Annotated in this window: 17 protein-coding genes; 14 read left to right on the top strand and 3 right to left on the bottom strand. The window is 64.4% G+C overall.

Annotated elements, in window-relative coordinates; genetic code table 11:
- Positions 1 to 298 precede the first annotated feature (298 nt).
- The 13 genes from AC0685_RS25190 to AC0685_RS25130 all read left to right on the top strand — a co-directional run bounded on the left by AC0685_RS25190 (position 299) and on the right by AC0685_RS25130 (position 16,364).
- Positions 299 to 2,047: a fatty acyl-AMP ligase gene (locus AC0685_RS25190; protein WP_478227762.1), complete on the top strand. Its 1,749-nt coding sequence runs from the start codon at positions 299 to 301 to the stop codon at positions 2,045 to 2,047.
- Entirely contained in the window at positions 2,044 to 3,846 is a 1,803-nt protein-coding gene (locus AC0685_RS25185; protein ID WP_478227761.1) for an acyl-CoA dehydrogenase family protein, read from the top strand. Before AC0685_RS25190 ends, AC0685_RS25185 begins: the two co-directional genes overlap by 4 nt.
- 2 nt (positions 3,847 to 3,848) lie before the next feature.
- Positions 3,849 to 5,543, top strand: coding sequence for an acyl-CoA dehydrogenase (locus tag AC0685_RS25180; RefSeq protein WP_478227760.1), 1,695 nt, complete (start codon positions 3,849 to 3,851; stop codon positions 5,541 to 5,543).
- Between the two features lie 37 nt (positions 5,544 to 5,580).
- Complete coding sequence (locus AC0685_RS25175) at positions 5,581 to 5,829, top strand: acyl carrier protein (RefSeq protein ID WP_478227759.1); 249 nt, start codon at positions 5,581 to 5,583, stop codon at positions 5,827 to 5,829.
- Complete coding sequence (locus AC0685_RS25170; protein WP_478227767.1) at positions 5,826 to 8,756, top strand: type I polyketide synthase; 2,931 nt, start codon at positions 5,826 to 5,828, stop codon at positions 8,754 to 8,756. Before AC0685_RS25175 ends, AC0685_RS25170 begins: the two co-directional genes overlap by 4 nt.
- A gap of 13 nt (positions 8,757 to 8,769) precedes the next feature.
- Positions 8,770 to 9,795 carry a 3-oxoacyl-ACP synthase III family protein gene (locus AC0685_RS25165; protein ID WP_478227758.1) on the top strand — a complete coding sequence of 342 codons (1,026 nt, stop codon included), beginning with the start codon at positions 8,770 to 8,772 and terminating at the stop codon, positions 9,793 to 9,795.
- Complete coding sequence (locus tag AC0685_RS25160) at positions 9,792 to 11,726, top strand: HAD-IIIC family phosphatase (protein WP_478227757.1); 1,935 nt, start codon at positions 9,792 to 9,794, stop codon at positions 11,724 to 11,726. The genes AC0685_RS25165 and AC0685_RS25160 overlap by 4 nt, the downstream gene beginning before the upstream one ends.
- Positions 11,723 to 11,950: a hypothetical protein gene (locus AC0685_RS25155; RefSeq protein WP_340684131.1), complete on the top strand. Its 228-nt coding sequence runs from the start codon at positions 11,723 to 11,725 to the stop codon at positions 11,948 to 11,950. The genes AC0685_RS25160 and AC0685_RS25155 overlap by 4 nt, the downstream gene beginning before the upstream one ends.
- The gene (locus AC0685_RS25150) at positions 11,947 to 12,717 is read left to right on the top strand and encodes a 2-oxo acid dehydrogenase subunit E2 (protein WP_478227756.1); all 771 of its coding nucleotides are present in this window, start codon (positions 11,947 to 11,949) and stop codon (positions 12,715 to 12,717) included. Before AC0685_RS25155 ends, AC0685_RS25150 begins: the two co-directional genes overlap by 4 nt.
- Complete coding sequence (locus AC0685_RS25145) at positions 12,717 to 13,769, top strand: alpha/beta fold hydrolase (RefSeq protein ID WP_478227755.1); 1,053 nt, start codon at positions 12,717 to 12,719, stop codon at positions 13,767 to 13,769. The genes AC0685_RS25150 and AC0685_RS25145 overlap by 1 nt, the downstream gene beginning before the upstream one ends.
- Positions 13,762 to 14,961 carry an FAD-dependent oxidoreductase gene (locus tag AC0685_RS25140; RefSeq protein ID WP_478227754.1) on the top strand — a complete coding sequence of 400 codons (1,200 nt, stop codon included), beginning with the start codon at positions 13,762 to 13,764 and terminating at the stop codon, positions 14,959 to 14,961. The genes AC0685_RS25145 and AC0685_RS25140 overlap by 8 nt, the downstream gene beginning before the upstream one ends.
- Before the next feature lie 259 nt (positions 14,962 to 15,220).
- Positions 15,221 to 15,457, top strand: a complete 237-nt coding sequence (locus AC0685_RS25135; protein ID WP_478227753.1) for a hypothetical protein — start codon at positions 15,221 to 15,223, stop codon at positions 15,455 to 15,457.
- 79 nt (positions 15,458 to 15,536) lie between these two features.
- Positions 15,537 to 16,364: an alpha/beta fold hydrolase gene (locus AC0685_RS25130; protein ID WP_478227752.1), complete on the top strand. Its 828-nt coding sequence runs from the start codon at positions 15,537 to 15,539 to the stop codon at positions 16,362 to 16,364.
- 18 nt (positions 16,365 to 16,382) lie between these two features.
- Here AC0685_RS25130 and AC0685_RS25125 read toward each other — a convergent pair whose 3' ends face one another.
- The 3 genes from AC0685_RS25125 to AC0685_RS25115 all read right to left on the bottom strand — a co-directional run bounded on the left by AC0685_RS25125 (position 16,383) and on the right by AC0685_RS25115 (position 19,563).
- Entirely contained in the window at positions 16,383 to 17,411 is a 1,029-nt protein-coding gene (locus AC0685_RS25125; protein WP_478227751.1) for a helix-turn-helix domain-containing protein, read from the bottom strand.
- A gap of 269 nt (positions 17,412 to 17,680) precedes the next feature.
- Entirely contained in the window at positions 17,681 to 18,598 is a 918-nt protein-coding gene (locus AC0685_RS25120; protein ID WP_478227750.1) for an SDR family NAD(P)-dependent oxidoreductase, read from the bottom strand.
- Between the two features lie 476 nt (positions 18,599 to 19,074).
- Positions 19,075 to 19,563 carry a sigma-70 family RNA polymerase sigma factor gene (locus AC0685_RS25115; protein WP_478227749.1) on the bottom strand — a complete coding sequence of 163 codons (489 nt, stop codon included), beginning with the start codon at positions 19,561 to 19,563 and terminating at the stop codon, positions 19,075 to 19,077.
- A 371-nt stretch (positions 19,564 to 19,934) separates the two neighbouring features.
- Between AC0685_RS25115 and AC0685_RS25110 the strand changes: the two genes are divergently transcribed.
- Entirely contained in the window at positions 19,935 to 20,351 is a 417-nt protein-coding gene (locus AC0685_RS25110) for an SSI family serine proteinase inhibitor (RefSeq protein ID WP_478227748.1), read from the top strand.
- Positions 20,352 to 20,368 lie beyond the last annotated feature (17 nt).

The raw sequence follows: 20,368 nt of genomic DNA, 5'->3' as shown, positions 1-20,368 counted from the left end.
AAAAGCTGGAACAAAAGGGTGTCTGGTGGGTGTCCACGTGTGGGGTTTGGAAGGGGGTGGGGGGGGGTGTTTGGGGGGAAAACCAGAAACGCCACTCACGACCACCCCGCGCCGACCACGCCACGTTTGCCTTACCCCTTATAACTCCACGCCGCCACCCGTGACCAGGGGCCACTGGGATGGCCTCTTTTTCGATTCTGCGGCGAACAGCAGACTGTGACGGCCCGAAGCCACGGTCTGTGCTCTACGGCACCCGAACCGGGCGCGAAACACCACGCAATGATGGAAAGGTCTCCTGTTGAGCGACGGACTCGATTTTGTCACTTTGTTCCGCAACCGGGTTGCCGAAAACGCCGACAAGCGTGCGCTCGTCTTTCTCCGGGAGTCAGGGACCGGCATGACCGAAGAGAGCGTGACATATCGCGATCTCGATTCGAGGGCCAGGCGTGTCGCGATCTGGCTGCGGGAGAACACCGAACCGGGTGAGCGAGCGATCCTGCTGTTCCCGCCTGGACCAGAGTTCGTTATCGGCTTTCTGGGATGCCTCTACGCCGGCGTCATCGCGGTACCCGCGCCGCTTACCGCATCAGGCGGGAATGGCGCTGCTCGTTCCCGGGCCCTCGCGCACGATGCTCAAGCGAGCGTGATTCTCACCGAAAGCAGCTACGCGGCGACCATTCGCGACTGGCTTGATCACCACGTCCTGCCCCGCCGGATGCGTCACGCCGCGACGGACATGCTTCCCGCGGCCTCGCCGCGTGCGTGGTTCCCCGTCAAACTGACCTGGCAGACGACCGCGTTCCTCCAGTACACGTCGGGCTCGACCGATCGGCCCAAGGGAGTCGTGGTCACTCAGGGGAACCTGATGAGCAACCAGCACCTCATCCAGCAGTCACTGGGCACGGGCCGGGATGACTCGCTGGTGGGCTGGCTTCCGCACTTCCACGACATGGGTTTGATCGGGCAGCTGCTGCATCCGCTCTACTTGGGTGGAACTACGCAGTTCATGTCCCCGATGACGTTCCTGATGCGTCCACACCGGTGGTTGTGGGCGGTCAGCCGCTACCGCGGCACCGTGAGTGTCGCACCGGACTTCGCCTTCAGGTTGGCTACGGACAGGGTCACCGACGATCAACTCGCCGAACTGGATCTGTCTTCACTGCGTGTGCTCTGCAACGGATCCGAGCCCGTGCGGCACGACTCACTGAAGGCCTTCATCGAGCGGTTCCGGCCCGCCGGACTGGATGAACGCGCGATCCTTCCGTGCTACGGGCTCGCCGAGTCGACTCTCTTCGTCACAGGTACCAAGGGCCGGGGAATGGTGACCCGCGCGGTGGACGCCCAAGCGCTGGAACGAAACGAACTGAAGGACGCGGATTCGTCGGCGAACAGCAGTGTTCTGGTGAGCTGTGGAACGCCATCGGGGGTCACGGTCCGAATCGTCGACCCGCTGACCCGGAGGCCCTTGCCGGACGGTCAAGTGGGTGAGGTCTGGGTACGCGGCGGCAGTGTGGCGGCGGGATACTGGAACCAGCCGATGGAGAGTGTGCAGACGTTCCGTGCGACGGCCGCCGACGGTGACTACCCCTTCCTCCGTACCGGAGACCTCGGCGTGCTGGACGGCGGCGAACTCTATGTGACCGGCAGGCTCAAGGAGCTGCTGATCGTCAACGGCCGCAACCTCTACCCGTGGGACATCGAGCGAACAGCCCACCTGGCCCATCCCGCGCTGGGCAAGGGAAGGGCCGCCGCCTTCGCCATCGGCGAGCGCTGGGATCAAGTGGTTCTCGTACACGAAGTGAGCGCGGCGCGGTTGCGGGAGGCCAGTGCCGACGAACTCGCCGCGCTGGTGCGGCGCAAAGTGCGAGCCGACCTGGACGTCCAGTTGGCCCACGTGGTCATAGTGCGCTCCGGCGCGATCGCGAAGACGACCAGTGGCAAGGTGCAACGACGGCTGATGCGGGAGAAGTTCCTCTCCGGGCAGCTGAAGTCCCATCCGGCGTCCTCGACCACCGTGACCTTCGCCGACTCGAAGGTGGGTCGATGAAGTACCGGCCTTGGGAGCCCATACAGCGTTTGGAGCCGGTCCTCGGAAACCCCGAGGACCAGGGTCAGGAATTCGGCTATGCCCAGCTTGCCGCGCTAGACCACTCCGGCGAATTCCCGCATGGTGTCTGCCGGTACTTGGACGAACTCGGTCTGGGCCGGTACTACGTTCCCGCGCACCACGGCGGTCTGCTCACCAGCTATGAAACCACCGCGCATTTGGTGCGGATGCTGGCGAGGCGGGACATGGGAGTCGCCGTCGCGCACGCCAAGACCTACCTCGGTGCCGTTTGCGTCTGGATTGCCGGGAACCGATCCCAATCGACTTCCCTCGGCCGCATGATCACCGCCGGCGTCCCGGTGTCCTGGGGCCTCACCGAGCGGGATCACGGGAGCGACCTGGCCGGCGGCGAACTGGTCGCGGAGAAGTCGGGTTCCTCATACCGGTTGCGGGGTGAGAAGTGGCCGATCAACAACGCGACCAGGTGTGGCGTGATGTGCGTACTGGCGCGGACCGATTCTCTGGGTGGGCCGCGGGGTTTCAGTCTCTTCCTCGTCGACAAATCCACGCTGCCCGGCAGCTATCGATATCTGCCGAAAGTTCGCACGCTGGGCAATCGGTGCGCTGATGTCAGTGGAATCGTGTTCTGTGACGCCGAAGTTCCGGCGGATGCGCTGATCGGCACCGAGGGCTCCGGGCTGGAGAACGTCCTCAAGGGGCTACAGGTCACCCGGACGTTGTGTTCCGCACTGTCCCTCGGCAGCAGCGATCACGCGCTCCGGATCGCCATCGACTTCTTGGAGAACAGTAGCCGGGATGGCCGCACCGTCATCGATCTCCGGCGAGCGAGGAGGACCATAGCACTCGCGTACGCGGATCATCTGCTGGCGGAAGCGCTTTCCGTCGTGGCCGTTCGCTCCGTCCACACGCTCACCTCCGAACTCGCTGTGATCGCCGCCGTCACGAAGTACCTCGTCCCCACCCGCACGGAGGCGGCGATCGCGCGCCTGCGGCACTTCATGGGACCGGCCGCGCTTCACCAGGACGACCAGCGCCGGGGCAGCCTCGGCAAGGTCGAACGCGACCATCGCGTCGTCTCACTGTTCGACGGCAACACCGTGGTCAACCTGCATTCGCTGATCAGCATGTTCCCACTCCTTTCCCGGGCGCGCGACAAGCGGCTCGCTCCGGACCACGAAGGGCTCGCGGCATGCTGCGAGCTGTCCCGGCCGACACCACCGGCCAAACTCGACAGGCTGGCTCTGATACCGCGAAACGGAGCGAGCTTTCTGCTCGCGGCGGAATCGTCGATTTCGAAGATCGCCGCGCTCGCGAACGACAACCCATTGCTCATACCACTCGCCGCAACGGCAAAACGGCTGGGCGAGGCATTGGACGAACTGTGGATGGACATCGCCGAGGAACCTTTGTCCGGAACGGACATCTCGAACCGCCTCTTCGCTGTCGCCAAGCGTTCCGCCCTCTATTTCGCCGGCGCGGTAGCGATCGAACTGTGGTTGCGAAACCATCGAGAAGTACCGGTACGGCGTCCCACGGGACGTCCGAGGCAGGCCGAAGATCTGCTGTGGCGTAACGGTGTCTGGCTTCATGCAGCGCTATACCGGATCCTGGCCGCGACCGGCGACCGGCACGGCGCCGTCGCCACCCCGCCGTTCGACGTGCTCTTCGACGTCTTGGCCGACCAGGTGAAGGACGAGCGACTTCCGTCGCTCTTCGGTTTTCAGCTCGCCGAGGCGACGACCGCGGGGACCCCGAGCAGTTACGGCAAGCTGTCATGACAGTGGATCTCGAGACCGAGTTCGGAGATCCGTATCTGCCCGGAAACCCGCTCGGACACAATGCCATCATCGAAGCGGACGAACGAGGCGAGGTCTTCGAAGCCGGCGAGGAACTCCTCGATTGCTTGTCCCTCAATGCCGAGTTCGTGCCACCGCGGCTGGGTGGCAGGCTGGGCACCGCGGACGAGTTCATCAGACGTTTGCGACCGGTGTTCCGGCGCGACGCCGCCCTGGGCATCGGCTACGGGGTGCCGACACTGCTGGCGTCTCTCAACGTGTGGCTCGCGACGGACAACGCCCAGCAGCAGAATGCCCTTGCCGAGAGGATCTTGGGCGGGAGCAAGGTCTGCCTGGCCCATGGGTCACCGGGAATGTACCCGGACCCGGCCGCACTCGAGCTCACGGCTCGTGAGCGAGGCGACCGGTACGTCCTCGACGGACACGCCGGTCTCGTCTTCAATTCCGACCGTGCCGACAGCGCTGTCGTCATCGCGCGAACCGCCTACACCCAGAATCAGCGCTCGAGGTCGCTCCTGCTCGTCGACTTGACGGCACTGCCCGACGAGAGCCGACGGAGATCACCCAGGGTCCGCACCCTCGGGCTGCGAGATTGTCATCTCGGTGGACTGGAGTTCAGCATGTGCCCCGTGCCGCGGGACAGCCTCATCGGCTGGTCGGGCATCGGCGCCAGTCTCTCGCGTCGCTCTTCCGAGATCGGCGGTTGTCTGACCACGGGACTGTCTCTCGGCATGCTCGACGCCAGTCTTTTCACCGTGTTGCGTTTCGCGCTTCAACGCCGGCTCTACGGCCGGGCCGTCAGCGACATGCCCCATGCCAAAGCGACCATCGCCGGCGCGTTCGCCGATTTGCTGGTCGCCGATTGCCTCGTCACTACGGCGGCCCGGGCCCTGCATCTACTACCGGGCCATTCCCGGGCCTACGCGGCGGCTACTCGGTATCTGGTCCCGCTGTTGATCGAAAACGCGATGAACGAGTTGTCAGTGGTCCTCGGCGCGAGGTATTACCTTCGCGAGGGGGAACATGCGATCTTCGGCAAACATTTCCGTGATCTTCCATCCCTGAGCTTGGTCTACCCGGACCACACGCCCGATGAGATCACCATCGCGGCGCACCTGCCCGCCTTTGCCCACGCGCAGCGCCATCCCTCGAGTTCGGCCGAATCGATGTCCATCTTCACCCCGGACACGACGCTGCCCCCGCTCGAGCACAACCCGCATCCGACGCGCGCGCAGGGCGATCCCCTGCTCGCCTGCCTTGAGCCCTGGCTGGGCGAGTTGCGCGGTGAGACGAGGACGACCACGGACCTCTCGACCATCGCCACCCTCCTGCTCACCGAGTTGGACCACCTCGCGACCCACGTCAGCCGAGCCCACGTTTGGCAGCTGGACCCGGCGAACAATACGGACGGCGGAACGCTGTCGGAACGCTATGCGATCTTGCTGGCAGCGACCGCATGCCTGGGCATCTGGCGGCACAACAGAGATCGGCGTGTACTGGCCGGCTCGGCTTGGATCCGGGTCGCTCTGCGACGGCTGCTCGGCCGGCTCATGCCCGGAACCCCACCCGGCGCGAGTGAACTGGACGACGAGCTGTTCACCGAGCTGCTCACCCGCGCGGCCGAAGAGACCAGCTTCTGCCTCGACGAAGACCCCGTCCGCCGAACGCTGCCTCGTTGAGTGGCGAACCGCCCTCCCCCACGACAAGGACAAGATCATGCCCGCAAACGAAATAGCCAGGTGGCTCATCCAGAAGGTCGCGAGCTATCTCGCGATGGAGCCGGACCGTATCGACATAGCCCGTCCGCTCGCCGAGTACGGACTCACTTCGGTGTACGCGCTCACCTTGTGCGGAGAAATCGAAGACCACTTCGGCGTACCGGTCGAACCGACGCTGGCGTGGGACTACCCGACCGTGACCGCGATGTCCGAGTACCTGCGCACCCAGTTGGCGGCGCCGCGATGACATGGGGAGCAGGACCGATCAGTCCCGTGGCCGTGGTCGGCATCGATTGCCGATTCCCTGGAGCGCCTGACAAGAACGCATTCTGGGATATGCTGCTCAAAGGTGATCATGGAATCACCAGGATTCCCTCCGACCGATGGGACGCTGAGGCGTTCTATTCAGCCGAAGGTAAACCGGGAACCATGAACACCACGATGGCAGGCTTTCTCAGCGACCCGGCGTCCTTCGATCACGAGTTCTTCGGTATCTCACCGCATGACGCGCGCGAAATGGACCCTCAGCAGCGCCTCCTGCTCCAGACGAGCTGGCGTGCGATCGAGGACGCCGCCATCGACCCGGCGTCGTTGGCAGGCAGCCGGACGAGTGTCCACGTCGGAATCATGTCCAGTGAATGGGCCATGCTGCACATGGCGGACTACGCGGAGATAACCCCGCAACGGGGCACGGGCAACGGCTACCACATGGCGGCGAACCGTATTTCCTACCACCTCGATCTCAAGGGGCCGAGCGTGGCGGTGGACACGGCCTGCTCGTCGTCCCTCGTGGCCGTACACCTCGCTATCGCCGCGTTGTCCGCCGGCGACTGCGACCTCGCGATCGCGGCCGGCGTCAACATCATCCTGACTCCCGCGCTTTCGATCTTCTACACGCAGGCGGGTCTGTCCGCGGCGGACGGGGAGTGCAAGCCGTTCAGCGCTCACGCCGATGGGATCGGCCGGGGCGAGGGGGTAGGCGTGGTCGTGCTGCGGCGGCTGAGTGACGCGATCGCCCACAAGCAGCCCATCTACGCGGTCATCGAAGGGTCCGCGGTCAGTCACGACGGCCGAAGCAATGGCGTGACGGCACCGAACCGATGGTCACAGCAACAGGTCATCGGTAACGCGTACGCCCGCGCCGGAGTAAGGCCCGGCGAAGTCAGTTTCGTCGAGGCACACGGAACAGGCACCACGCTCGGCGACATGATCGAAGTCCAGGCTCTCGGCGCTGTGCACGCGGGTGAACGGGAACAACCTTGCGCGCTCGGTTCCGTGAAGGGGAACATAGGACATACGGAAGGAGCGGCCGGCGTCGCGGGGTTGATCAAGACTTGCCTCGCCTTGGATCGTCGAATACTGCCGCCAAGCAGGCACAGCGACGACGAGAACGCCGATCTGCGCTTGGACCAGCACGGCCTGTGGCTGGCCCGGCTGCCGATGCGGTTGCCCGCCGAGGGCACGGTTCGCGGCGCGGTGAGCAGTTTCGGCTTGGGCGGTACCAATTCTCATCTGGTATTGGCGACTCCCCCGGTCGCGGACCGCCGGCCGGAACGAGGTGGTGCGGGTGTGCTGACCGTCTCGGCCGGCACTCTCAAGGCGCTGCGGCGCAACATCGCCGCCCTCGCCGAGGTGATCGATCGCGAGCCGTCGGAACGTCTGCCTCAGATCTGCCACAGCACCAACCTCGTGAAGACCTCCCTCAAGCACAGGTGGGCCTTGCCCGCCTGGAATCGTGAGAAACTCAAAGCCGACCTGCGCTCGCAGATCGGCGATCCTCGAATGCCGGTCGGCAGCGGGTATGCCACTCCGAAGGTGGTCTTCCTGTTCACCGGCCCCGGCGCCCAATACCCCCGGATGACCCGCGCACTGTACGACAACCTTCCCGCTTACCGCGATCGGTTCGACGAGGTCGACTCGGCCATGCGTCCGTATTTCGGCCGGTCGATAGCCTCCGTGGTCATTGACGACATGTGCCCCGACGGCGCCTCAATTCACAACCCCGGGCTGGCCCAGCCCGCATTGTTCGCGGTCGGGTATGCGCTGGGCGCCACCCTCCGGGACCTCGGCGTGTGGCCGGAGGCGATGCTCGGGTATGGCATCGGCGAGTACGCCGCCGCAAGCCTCGCGGGGGTGCTGTCGCTATCCGCCGCCTGCAAGATCGTCGTGGCGCTCGCCGCATCGGTCCAGAAATTGACCGACTACGGCGCCATGGTCGCCATCGAGGCGACGGCCGCTCAAGTCCAACCGCACGTCGATGCCGAGCCGCATGTCGCGATCGCCGCGTTCAACGGCCCTCGCGACTTGATCATCGGAGGTGACGCCGACGCCATCACCCGGCTCAGCGGCACGCTCAGTGAAGCCGGCATCGTCACGAAGCCGGTGCTCGGCGCGCCTGCCTTGCATTCGCCACTGATGGGGCCGATGGTGACCGAGTTCAGCAGGACCGCCGACGGTATCACCGCTCATCGTCCGGCCGTCCCGATCGCGTCGACCGTGCACGGCCGTCTCGTCACAGACGATGAGCTGGGCTCCGCCTACTGGGTCGAGCAGGTCACCGCCCCGGTCCGGTTCGATGCCGCACTCGGCGCGGTACGTGCACTTACGCCGACCCACCTGATCGAGATCGGTCCCACGTCGGTCGCCTCCGACCTCATCCGGCGCGCCGATCCCGGCCATGAGATGGCCATCCTCACGCCGTGCCCCGGCGAGGCGGCCACCGGCCACGAGGTCGCCCAGGTACTGGCCTCGTTGTATCGCGATGGGCACACCCCGCGCTGGCAGCGGCTGTACACCAAACAACAGCAGGTGCCTTGGCGGCTGCCGCCATACCTTTTCGACGATCAATCCCTTCCTTTACCCGTAACGACCACCCGGCGCGCGAACATCGAAGGTGGCGCGACGGCCCCTGCCCCTGCCCCCGCCCCCGAATCGATCGTCGAGCGAACGCTCGCGGCGCTGGCGGAGGTCGGTGGGTACGCGACGGCCGACCTGGCGATGGACGCCCGGCTGCTCGACGACCTCGGGTATGACTCGCTCACCCTGATCCGGTTGAGCGACCGGCTCACGACGATCCTTCCCCTCGACGGGTCGATGGATCTTTCCGAACTCCCCCAGCTCGAAACCGTGAGGGACGTTGTCTCGTACATCTCCTCGCGGCACAACGCTTCCTAGAGAGGAACGACCATTGCCCGCGGCACACATCGTGTCCACCGGAACGGCCTTGCCCGGCGACGCGATCGACAACGAGGTCATGGCCAAGAAACTCGGCATCAGCGCCGAGTGGATCGAAATGTTCATCGGAACCAGGAAGCGGCACTTCGCGATCGACCTGGAAACCGGCAAGCCTACGCACACGCTGGCGGATCTCGGTGCGCAAGCCGGTGCTCAGGCGCTCGCCAGAGCGGGTCTTGAACCCGAAGAACTGGACTTCGTCATTCTGGCCACGGCCACTCCCGACACACTGATGCCCGCGACCGTGAACCTGATCGCCAGCCGGCTCTGCGTCAATCACGTCTCCACGTACCAGCTCCAGTCCGGCTGTGCCGGTGCCGTGCAAGCGTTGGACCTCGCTCGACGACTACTCGATGACCAGCACCGTCTCGGACTGGTCATCGGTGGCGACGTCAGCGTGAAACACTTCGTCGCCGACCGGGAAATGCAGGGCCTGCCCACCGCCGAACTCGTCAACTACCTCCTGTTCGGCGATGGTGCGGGCGCCGTCGTGGTCACGGCGGATGCCGTGCCGGGGGCGATCGTGCTGCGCCAGGTGCTCAACCGGTTCACCGGGCTCGGCCGCGCACCCGGGCAAGTCGTGCGCTGGTTCGGTGCGGGAGATCTGGCCCGTTCGCAGTCCGAGCCAGACCCGCCGTTCGAAGAGGACTACAAGGCGATCGAGGAGCAAGTACCACTGCTGGCCAAGGAAGCTCTCGACGAGATCCTGTCCTCGACGGACTGGGATCGGGAGTCGATGTCTTATCTGCTGCCTCCGCAATTGTCAGGACGCATGACCAGCAGGATCACCTCCGATCTCGCCCTTGGTCACGCGACGGAGATCAGTTGCGTCGCGGAAACCGGCAACACCGGTAACGCCACACCGTTCTTCCAGCTCGATCTGCTCTACGACCGAATCCGGCCTGGCGAACGTGCGGTCGCGATCGCGATCGAGTCCAGCAAATGGATCAAAGGCGCATTCACCGTGGAGGGAAAGTGACAACGGCCACCACGACCCAGTTGCTCGGCAGGTGCCCGGCACCCGGCGACGTCCGCCTCAGCCACCTGCACGCCACCGGAGAACTCATCGACAGCTACACCGCGGTGCCCGGGCTGCTCGCGGGTTTGGACGAAGCCGCCCTCCTTCGCGCCGGAACCGTGCTGTCCCAAGTGCACCCCGATGCCCTGATCCGACGTCATCCCGACCTTCCCGAGGCGACCGTGGCGATCACCGGAAGCTCCACCATCCGGCCGCTGGTGTCGCCGTTGAGCGCACAGCTGGCCCGGCATGGTTTCATTCCGCGCATACAGGTCGGCGGTTACGGCCAGTACGCGATCGAACTCCGGGAAACGCACAACGAGCTGTTCGCGACCGAACCCGATGTCACGGTGTGTCTGCTGGACGCCGACGCGGTGTTCCGGCGGATCCGGACTCCCTGGACACCGACGGATGTCCGGTACGCGCTGCGGCAGCTGAGCACGTCGCTCGAGGAGATCACCGACGCGTATCAAACCAGGCACACCGGCACGTTGGTCTTCAACACGGTTCCGCTGCCGTGGTACTGGGCCGCTCAGCTCATCGACCACCGTTCGCGTGCGCTGCTCGGTGCCGCGTGGCGGGAATTCAACGCGCATCTGCTCAGGTTCTCCACGAACCGGCCGGGGGTGCTGGTCGTGGACACCGAACCGCTGCTCGGCGAGTCCGGTGTCCTCGCCGACCCCCGGGCGAGCAGCTACGCCAACGTCCACTTCTCGGACGAGTTCTTTTCCGCCTATGCCAGGGAAATCGGCCATGTGGTGCGATCGCTCACCGGGCGCACCGGAAAGTGCCTCGTGGTGGATCTCGATGGCACGTTGTGGGGTGGAAGCCTCGCCGACGACGGCCCGAACGGTATCGAAGTCAGCGAGGGTTTCCGGGGTGAAGCCTTCCGCTCCTTCCAAGCGGCCGTGAAACAGCTCAGCTCCCAGGGTGTGCTGGTCGCCGTGTGCAGCAAGAACGACGAGGAAAAGGTCCTCGAGGTGTTCAAGCAGAACCCAGACCTGGTGCTACGTGCGGACGACATCGTGGCGATGGCCATCAACTGGGGTTCCAAACCCGGCAACCTGACCGAGATCGCCGACAAGCTGGGCATTGACGTGAGCAGCCTCGTCTTCGTCGACGATTCGGCGGCCGAACGTGGCATGGTTCGCGGTGCCTTGCCCGGTGTCCCGGTGATCGAGGTCGACGCCGACGAGCCCGCGCTGCATGTTCGCCGCCTTCTCGCCGACCGCTGGTTCGTCACCGACGAGATCACCCAGGCCGACCGAACCCGCGTTCAGCGTTATCTGACCGAGCGGAAACGCGTGCAACTCCGCGAACAGGTCGAATCGAAAGCCGAGTACCTGGCCGGCCTTGGGACCACGGTAGAACTGTTTCATGCCGGCCACGGCAACGCCGGGCGGGTCGCACAGCTGACCCAGCGCACCAACAGGTTCAATCTCACGGCGGACCGCCTGGACACCGCGGCCGTGCTCGACCTGATCGCGGGCCAGGACACCGAGGTGATCGCGGTCCGCTGCACCGACAGCTTCGGCGAATACGGGACGGTCGGCGCGGTCTTCACGCGCCGACGAGGTCCGGAGCTTCGAATCGACAACTTTGTCCTGTCCTGCCGCGTCCTGGCCCGGGACGTCGAGACCGCCTGCCTGCGGGCGATCCTCCGCCAAGCGGCACAGGCAGGGGTCACAAAGGTCACCGCCGCGTTCCGTCTGACCGGGATGAACGACGCGGTCAAGGACTTCTATCCGTTGAACGGGTTCATCGCCGATCCCGACTGCGAAGACGCCGACACCGGGTTCGTGCACGACCTGAGCACGGTGCCGCCGAACCCATCTCACATCGAGCTCATCGTGCGGCTGAACGAACTTCTCGGCGATCGGGCGGCCAAATGAGTATCGACGAATTCCTGGAGATCGTGGGCAGGGAATGCGGTCTATACCTCACCAAGGACGATCTGCGGACCGATTTCGACCAGTTGCCGCGGTGGGATTCGTTCCACTTGCTGAAACTGCTGTCCGCGTTCGAAGCCGCGACCGGCCGGCTCCTGTCCGCCACCAGCTTTCTCGAAGCACGCAGCCTGGCCGACCTCCACGCACAGGTGGGAGCGACCAAATGACGACGATCCGGTGCCTGCCCGCCGCGCGACGGCATACCTGGCACTTCCTCCGATTCGTCCGGGCGGCCAGCCCCGTATACCTCGACACCGAAGTGGACGCCACGAAGCTGCTGGCGCACAAACATGCGGCGAACCGCAAGTACTCCGTGGTGAGCTACGTGATGCACGGCGTCAGCCGCGCAGTGGCCGAGTACCCCGCGGCGAACGCCGCCTGCGCGGGCGGTCTCCGTCCTCGCATCGTGTACCGCGGCTCCGTCGATGTGAAGCTGGCCCTCGACAAGGGAATCGGCAACCAGCGAGCGGCGCTTTCGGTTGTGATTCCCGACAGCAACCTCATGAGCATCGACGCGATCCAGGACACTGTGGACCGCCTGCGGGACACGCCCAGCGACGAGATCCCCGAACTTCGCGGCGCTCGTGCCTTGCAGCGGCTTCCGTTGCCCGTGGGACGGGTCGCCTTCGGCTGGGCCAATCGGCCGCGAAGCCGCCATCGGCGAATGGGGACCGTCGCGGTCACGTCCTTGGGCCACCGGCCGGTGGCCCGGTTCTTCTCCTCGGGTGGTACCACACTGACCTTCGGACTGGGCAAGATCACAGACCGCCCGGCGGTGCGTGATGGAGGAATGTGCGTCATGCCGATCCTCCCGGTCTCGCTCACCTTCGACCACCGCACCATCGACGGTGCCACGGCGGCCGACGTCCTCGGCAGTCTCAAGAACCGGCTCGAAACACTCACGAGCCGGAACGCCGGCGGGCCGATTCCCTGATGCCGTATCTCGCCGAACTGAGCGATCTCGTCCGGTTGCACGCACGAGTGCAAGGGCTTCCCGGCGCAGTGTGCAGGGAAATACTCGAACGCATCGACCACACCGACGGTGACGGGCCGGGATCCTGGTGCTGGGAATGGGCGCTCGCCGCCGACCGGATGGCCGAAACAGGACGTCACCTCGAGTCCTGCAAGCTGAACAACCTGGCGCGTTTTCCCTATCCGTCGAACCCGGCGCAGGAGCGCGCCGCACACCGGTGCGTGGCCGAGTTCGATCAATGGCGGTCGAGCCGGGGAGGGATCGATCGGCTCGAACTGGAACTGTCCGGGCACCGCGTGCCGGTGTGGGCCACCGGCCTCGACCCCGATGCGCCCCGCCCGCTGCTGCTGCTCATCGGCGGGATCGTGAGTGTCAAGGAGCAATGGGCTCCCTCACTTCCGACGGCGAGGAAGCTCGGCATGGCCGCCGTCGCCGCGGAAATGCCCGGTGTGGGGGAAAACCCGTTGACCTACGATCATGACAGCTGGCAGATGCTTTCCGGCCTGCTCGACAGGATCAACGAGATCGCCCCGGTGCGCGAGGTATACGCGGTCGCCATGAGCTTCAGCGGGCACCTCGCGTTGCGCTGCGCCGCACACGATCCGCGGCTGAGCGGTCTGGTGACCGTCGGCCCGCCGGTGTCGGCCTTCTTCCAGGACCGCACCTGGTGGGCAGGGGTGCCCGAAACCACGAAGCGAACGCTTGCCCATCTCCTCGGGGTCCCGGAAGGCGACGTCCCGGAACGTCTCGGCACCTTTGCCCTGCGGCCCGACGAGCTCACCCGGGTAACGGCTCCGGTCCATTCCGTCGTGAGCCTCCGCGACGAAATCATCCCCTCCGCGGACACTCGCTTCCTCGAGCGGCACCTCGCGAAGTTCAAGTCGATTCGGTTCGACGACGTCCATGGCTCACCCGGTCACGTGCTGCGGACCAGGCTGTGGATCGCCCACTCCCTCCTTCGCTTTCGTACGGCCCGTCATACGGCCTCGTTATTCAAGGGGTTCAATGGATAAGTTGTCCGTGGATGTCTGTGTGGTCGGCGGCGGACCGGCAGGGATGGCCCTCGGCCTGGAGCTTGCTCGCCGCGGGTGCGACGTCGCCGTCGTGGAGCAGACCAGTCATTTCAACCGATCGTTCCGAGGCGAAACGGTATCCCCCGACGCCGTATCATTGCTGGCCCGACTCGGGATCCTGGAGAACATCACGGCCGCCGGCGCGTTGGTGAATCGGAAGATGAAGCTCGCCGAACACGGGCGAACGCTTCTGGAAGTCGATTTCGACGACTTTCCGCATCACCATCGACACCCGCTGGATGTACCGCAGCCGACCTTGCTGGCCATCATGGAGCATGAGGCCCGCCTCCACGCCAGCTTCACCTTGCTGCGGAATACCTCGGCCATCGGCCTCGTGGAATCCGATGGAGCCGTCGTGGGTATCCGCAGCCGAGGTCCGGCCGGCGAGCAAGAGATCCACGCACGAATGACTGTCGGCGCCGACGGTCGATACAGCAACATACTCGAAATGTCAGGCCTCACGTACCGCCGGGAGCCGCTCGAGCGCGATGTCGTGTGGCTGAAGCTTCCCGCCCCGGCGGACTGGACGAGGGACACCTACCACATCCGGATCGCCGGTGGTCGGCACGGCTTGTTCATCCCGACCTATCCAGACCTCATGCGAGTCGGCTTCAACATCCCCAAGGGCGGACTCCGGAACCTTCGACGAGCCGGTCTGACGAGTTTGCACACCCGCTTGGACGAGCTCGCACCCGAACTCGCCGACTTGGTCCGAGACAACATCCGGAACTGGTCGGATACCTCGGTTCTGGACATCTTCACGAGCGTCGTGCCCCGGTGGTCCCGACCGGGGCTGCTGCTCATCGGTGACGCCGCGCATACCCTCTCGCCGATCTTGGGCCAAGGGGTCAGCCATGCCTTGTTCGATGCCATGACACTCGCACCGCTCCTGTCCGAAGCACTGCCCAAGGGCCGGGACGAACTCACGCTGGCGGCCAGGGAGTTCCAGCGGATCCGAGAACCGAGTCTACGGCGATCCCGTTCGCTGCAGCTTCGCCAGGAAAAACTGTTCACCTTTTCCGACCCGGTAAGGGTACTTCTGCGGTCCACGTTCTACCGGTCATTGAATCGGACCCCTTGGCTGAAGAAGAGGCTGTTGAACAACGTCTTCTTCCAACTACAGAAGCAGTGATCGAGGAGACAACAAAGCATCAGCCCAATGATCGCGCCAGTCACTTTCAATACGCATGTCTCGCCAAAGCGGCTTTCGCGACATTATCCCGACACCTTTCCTTGCCCGTCAAGAGAGGCTCTGCCGAACTTCCTGGATTCACCCATTCGGCCTCGCGCCATCCGCCAGGAGGGAGCCAGTCACCTGGCATCTTCCGGCCTACCACAAACCCTGGAAAGAATCGCTGCGTCCTGAACGAAAAAGAAAGGTAGGCACCAGCGTGCGTCGAATCTTCTCGGTTCTGCTCATCACCGCGGCCGCGATCGCCATCCCCTTCGTGGCTCCTGCGACCGTCGCCGCGGCACCGCGGCCGGATTCCGTTACCGCGAGCGGCGTGGACCTTGGGGTACGGCTGGGCGGGCTGGTCGGGACGGTCCACCTCGACCGCGGATGCGTCTCCGAAGAGCTGACCGGGGAGCTCTTGCGCCTCGATCAGTATCTGACCCTCGGTTGCTGATCCGCGACAGGCGTTGACCCCATGGTGCCGCCCGGTTGCCGGTTCGGGCGCCGGGCGGCACCTTCTTCGAAAGGCTCTCATGAACGGCAGCACTACCGGTTTTGTGGAACGGCCCGACGGAAGGCTCGCCTGCACGGTTACCGGGGAAGGGCCACTCGTGGTGTGCTCCCCCAGCCTCGGCGATCTCAGGAGTACCTTCACCTATCTCGCCGACGACCTGGCGTCCGCCGGATTCAAGGTGATCTCGGTCGACTTGCGTGGGCACGGTGATTCGAGCGTCGGCTGGCAGTCCTACTCGGCCGATGACGTCGCCGATGACCTGCTCGCCGTCGCCCGCGCGCATGATGCGGATACCGTGACACTACTCGGAAACGGCTTCAGCGGGGGCGCCGCCGTCATCGCCGCCGGCAAGGCGCCCGAGCTGGTCGCCGGGGTGATTCTCAGCGGCGCCGTCGTCCGTGACGTGCAGCTCGGCGCGGCCGAGAGGGCGATGATGCGGCTGGCGAACTTGCCCCGGCTGGGACAGACCTTGTGGATGTCCTACTGGCCCAAACTTTTCGGCTTCGAGAAACCGGCCAACTTCGAGCAGCGCCGGCAGGAGCTGGCGGAGAACATGGCCGAGCCTGGCCGGTTCGCGGCAGCCAGGGAAATGCTCAGGAGCAGCCGGGCTTCTGCGGAGCAGGCACTCAGCCAGGTCAGCTGCCCCACGCTCGTTCTGATGGGTGACCATGATCCGGACTTCCGGGATCCCGCCGCCGAGGCGCAGAACACCGCGACCCGCCTCGGCGGTCCGGCGACCGTCGTGATGGTCCAGGGGGCCGGGCACTATCCACACACCGAAGACATGGAAACCGTCGCTCCGGTGGTGATCGACTTTCTCCGCACTGTGGCGCCGGCCAGGTCCTGAACCTCACCACGGAGGGGTTCAGCGATCCGTTGGCGCTTGAGATGTGGATCGCTGGGTGCCGTCGTCCGCAACCGGGTTGGGAACCAGACCACGGAAGGCAACCTGAAGGCCGGCCTGAAATCGGGTGCGGGCACCCAGTGATTCGATCAAGGAGACCAGTCTGCGCTGGAACGTGCGGTAGGACAACCCGAGTTGCCGCGCGATGGCCTGGTCGGGAAGGCCGGCCGTCAGCAAACCGATGAGACGGAGATCTTCGGCGCTGATCGAGTCCGCGGAGATGTCCCCCCGCTCCGCTGCCGACAGCGGAGCCGCCGATCGCCATAGCACCTCGAATAACGCACCGAGTGCGTCCAGCAGAGCCGAGGGATGAACGATGACGACACTCTCGACCATTGTCGGATCCGACTGAAGTGGCAGCATGGCACGGCGGTTATCCGACAAGATCAGTTTGACCGGCGCCTCGGGAAGCACCCTCGCCTGCTCTCCTCGCGCGATCGCAGGTTCGACCTCGGTCTGCAAACTACGTGTCGCCAGTCCGGCCGTGTCATAGAGCGCACGGAACACGACGCCCCGTTCCAGCATCTGTGCCTCGACCGGAGCGAGAACCTTGGGCGCCACCACGTATGGATGCTTGTCGATAAAGCGAATCTCATTGCTGGTACCGCGGAGAAACTGTTCGACCCGCTGAGCGACCGCGTCCGCACCGGTGACGACCTCGACCAGTTCGGAGGGCTCCCAGCCGGCAGCGGTGCGGAGATTGCGAGCCGAGAGTTGCTCGGCATAGATCCGCGCACGCTTGATCCGCTCCTGTTGCTCGAGGAGCAGCACTTCAAGCGTGGCATCGGGAGCCGGTGTCATGAACGCCGGCGGTCTGTTCTCCGTGCGGGCGACAAGACCGAGGGCTTCCAGCCTGTCCAACAGCCGCCGAAGCTGCTCCCCGCCGAGCCCGGTCTGATCACGGATATCCTCGAAAGTGACCGGCGGGCTGTCGACGAGGAACTCATATACGGTCTGTGCGGCAGCGTCCAAGCCTACGATCTCAAGCATGAGTCGATCCTCTCGCTTACCCCAGCTCGATCCGACGACAAAACTGGCGGGAAGTCGAAACTGGCCAGAATACGCCACCGGTCGAGATTGACGGTTCGCGTGTTCATCCAGAATCATAGGACCTACGGCAACGCAGGGAGTGGTGACGGAATCGCCACTTGGGAGTGTGGAATAGTCGCTGGCGTACAGCGACTGAGGAGGGATGCCGGGTGGAACATGTGGAGCAGCACTGTTCCACTCGGCACTTCCTCAGAGAAACACTGGTTTCGTCAGTAGCAGGCCGAAGAGCACCCCTGAGTTGTTTCCCCCCAGGGAAGCCGCCTGCCGAGTGCATCCTCGGTCATCTCTTCGAGCGCCCGCTGAACGGGAGCACGCAGGATTTCGGGTTCCGGCTGCACGATCTCCTTTCCCTCCAAATAGAACTCGTGTGGCATCGTCCGCATCGTGGCGGCGTACAGCACGTTGTCGGCCGCTTCCGAAACCACGCCTCCCGGAAGCACCACCAACTTTCGCCGCAACTTGGTCTCGGTGACGCCAGGGTCAAGGCAAACTGCCGTGCATCGACTTCCCGCGAAGGCCGACGCCAGCGATGCGGTGTGCACCGCCAAGGCGAACTTCGACTGCGCATAGGCGAGCAAGGGATGATAGCGCCGGCCGTCTACGCATCCCAGGCCTATCGTCCTCGCCTGCCGATGTATGTCACAGACTACGTTGACAACACGGCAACAACGGGCCGCCCGCAGCAGATCGTAGAGTTCGGCCACCAAGAGCACAGGAGAAAGATAGTTCACCTGGAAGATCGACTCGTTACCATCCTCGGTCAGCGCACGTGGGTGCTGACCCGCGGTCGCGGCGTTGTTGACGAGAATGTCGATGTGGTCGAATGTGGACCGGATCGAGGCGGCCATACGCCGTACGTCAGCGAAGGAGCGCAGGTCAGCCAAGACCGGGACGATACTCGTGCCGGGATGCGCCGGAGCCAGCTCCGCGGCGAGTGCGCTCAGCAGAGAAGCCGACTTACCGTGTACCAGCAGTGTGTCGACGATCCCGGCGAGGCGATGCGACACCGCTTCCCCGATACCGTCCGTCGCCCCGGTGACAAGAGCCAATAGCCGTTGCCCGGTCGATGTGATGTCTCTCCGCTCCGACCGGCCACGAGTAGCTGAATTGTTTTCCGCTGATCCCATGTATCACAACCTTTTGTCCACCGGCGCGACCCTCGCCATCGTGCGCGGAACCGGCATTCTCCAGCCGATCGATCTCACTCGCCAGGTAGCTATCAAGGCACACCGCGCCCCCGGCCGGCCAAAGCCCGGAATAGCCGGACCGCCCGCAATGGGGACAAACCGCAAGAAGGTGTTGCATCACAGAGTGACGAGCCCAAGCTTCGATCATCCCCCAATCTCGCCCAACTGGCCGTCAGCGCGTGACCGACGCTTAACGTGATGCAATACTGGCGCGACCCCAAATTTCACACAACACCCGATCGTGTGGTTCGATTACATCCTCTGAGTAGGATGTGAATTGCCAACGTCTCAGTGACCACTACCTGGGCGCGTCGCACCGTCACTCGAATGGCACAACAGGATGTTTCGTCCCACGCCGGCTTGAACTACGTTCAAGAAGATTCACAGCCGAAGCGCTCGCGAATACGATCCAGGTTCTAGCACTCGTAGCAGTTGTTGATACGACGGCGAATTCGATAGAGCGCCGAGTACGTTCCCTGTGGGGTGGTACGCAGCACTTTCGCGATCTCCGCAGGGGGCAAGCCATCCGTGACCATCGACACCAACTTCCGGTCGCGCGGCGAAAAGTTGTCAAGTCGGCGCCTGAGCCAGTGCGCCTCAGCCCTGTCGCATACGGACTCGGAAGGATCCTGTGAACTCGCTGGGAACAACCGTCGGTCCCTGGCCATTCGCACAGCGACCGCGGTGCGGCGATTTTCGTCGATGCACAATCTGATCACGACGGTGACGAGAAACTGCTGCAGGCGCTCCATATCGAGGCTGGAATAGCAGGCTCCGCGAACGAGCGCCTCATGCACGATGTCTTCCGGATCGCCGGACGGGGAACATCTGCTCGCCGCTACCCGTATCAAAAACCCGCGCAATTTGGCGGACTCCCGCCAGTAGGTACTGGGCGAGGCGGTCATGACGTCCCCCCAACCGCCGCAACACTCCTCAGGTCAAGGTGATCCCAGACCTGCATCAACGATCGCTCCCGTACAGAGAATTTCAGCCAACGTATTTGTTCCACGAGCGTCCGCATACAAGACAGGAACGCTTCATGAAGGAACGCTAACGTTACCTGAACGAAAAGGCCAGGGCCTTAGGACCCTCGTTCCACGCGCCCGTTCGACTGTACGGTGCAAGCGGCGGAGGACATCCGAGTTAATCGCGTGAGATCCGCCGACGCACCGCGAAACATAGTGGAGGCGAGGCACTGGAGACAGCATGCCCTTGCGCGAGTGTCATCCGATCGTCAAGCGTGAACACGTGGACGGGAAGAAGGCGAAGATTCGAAGTGATCTACAAACACGCTCTTTGGCCTTTGCTGGCCATGATCCTTATCGCACACACCGGGACCGCCGGTGCCACGACCGTGGCCGAACCACCGCCTCAACGGTCGAAGCATTTCATACAAATGGAACTGAAGGTATCCGACGAGCCGACCGGGTCGGTCGCGCGCACTCGTTACCTGTACTGCGACCCGACCGGCGGCAACCATCCCTACGGAACCGGCGCCTGCCATGATATCGATGTCGCCCGTGGTGAGCTTGACAAGCTACCCGGTAAGCCCGGCAAGCCCTGTAGCGGACTTTACGCTCCGGTAAAGGTCACCGCGATGGGCGAGTGGCGAGGTACGCCGGTGTATTTCAGCCACACCTACCGGAACCAGTGCGTTCTCCGCATCAGCACTGGGCCGGTGTTCCAGTTCTAGATGTTCGCCGGGTCTCA

This window comes from Amycolatopsis sp. NPDC043889 (assembly GCF_056435645.1).
The sequence above is the reverse complement of the archived record's forward strand: the minus strand, read 5'-3'. Positions and strand labels throughout refer to the sequence as shown.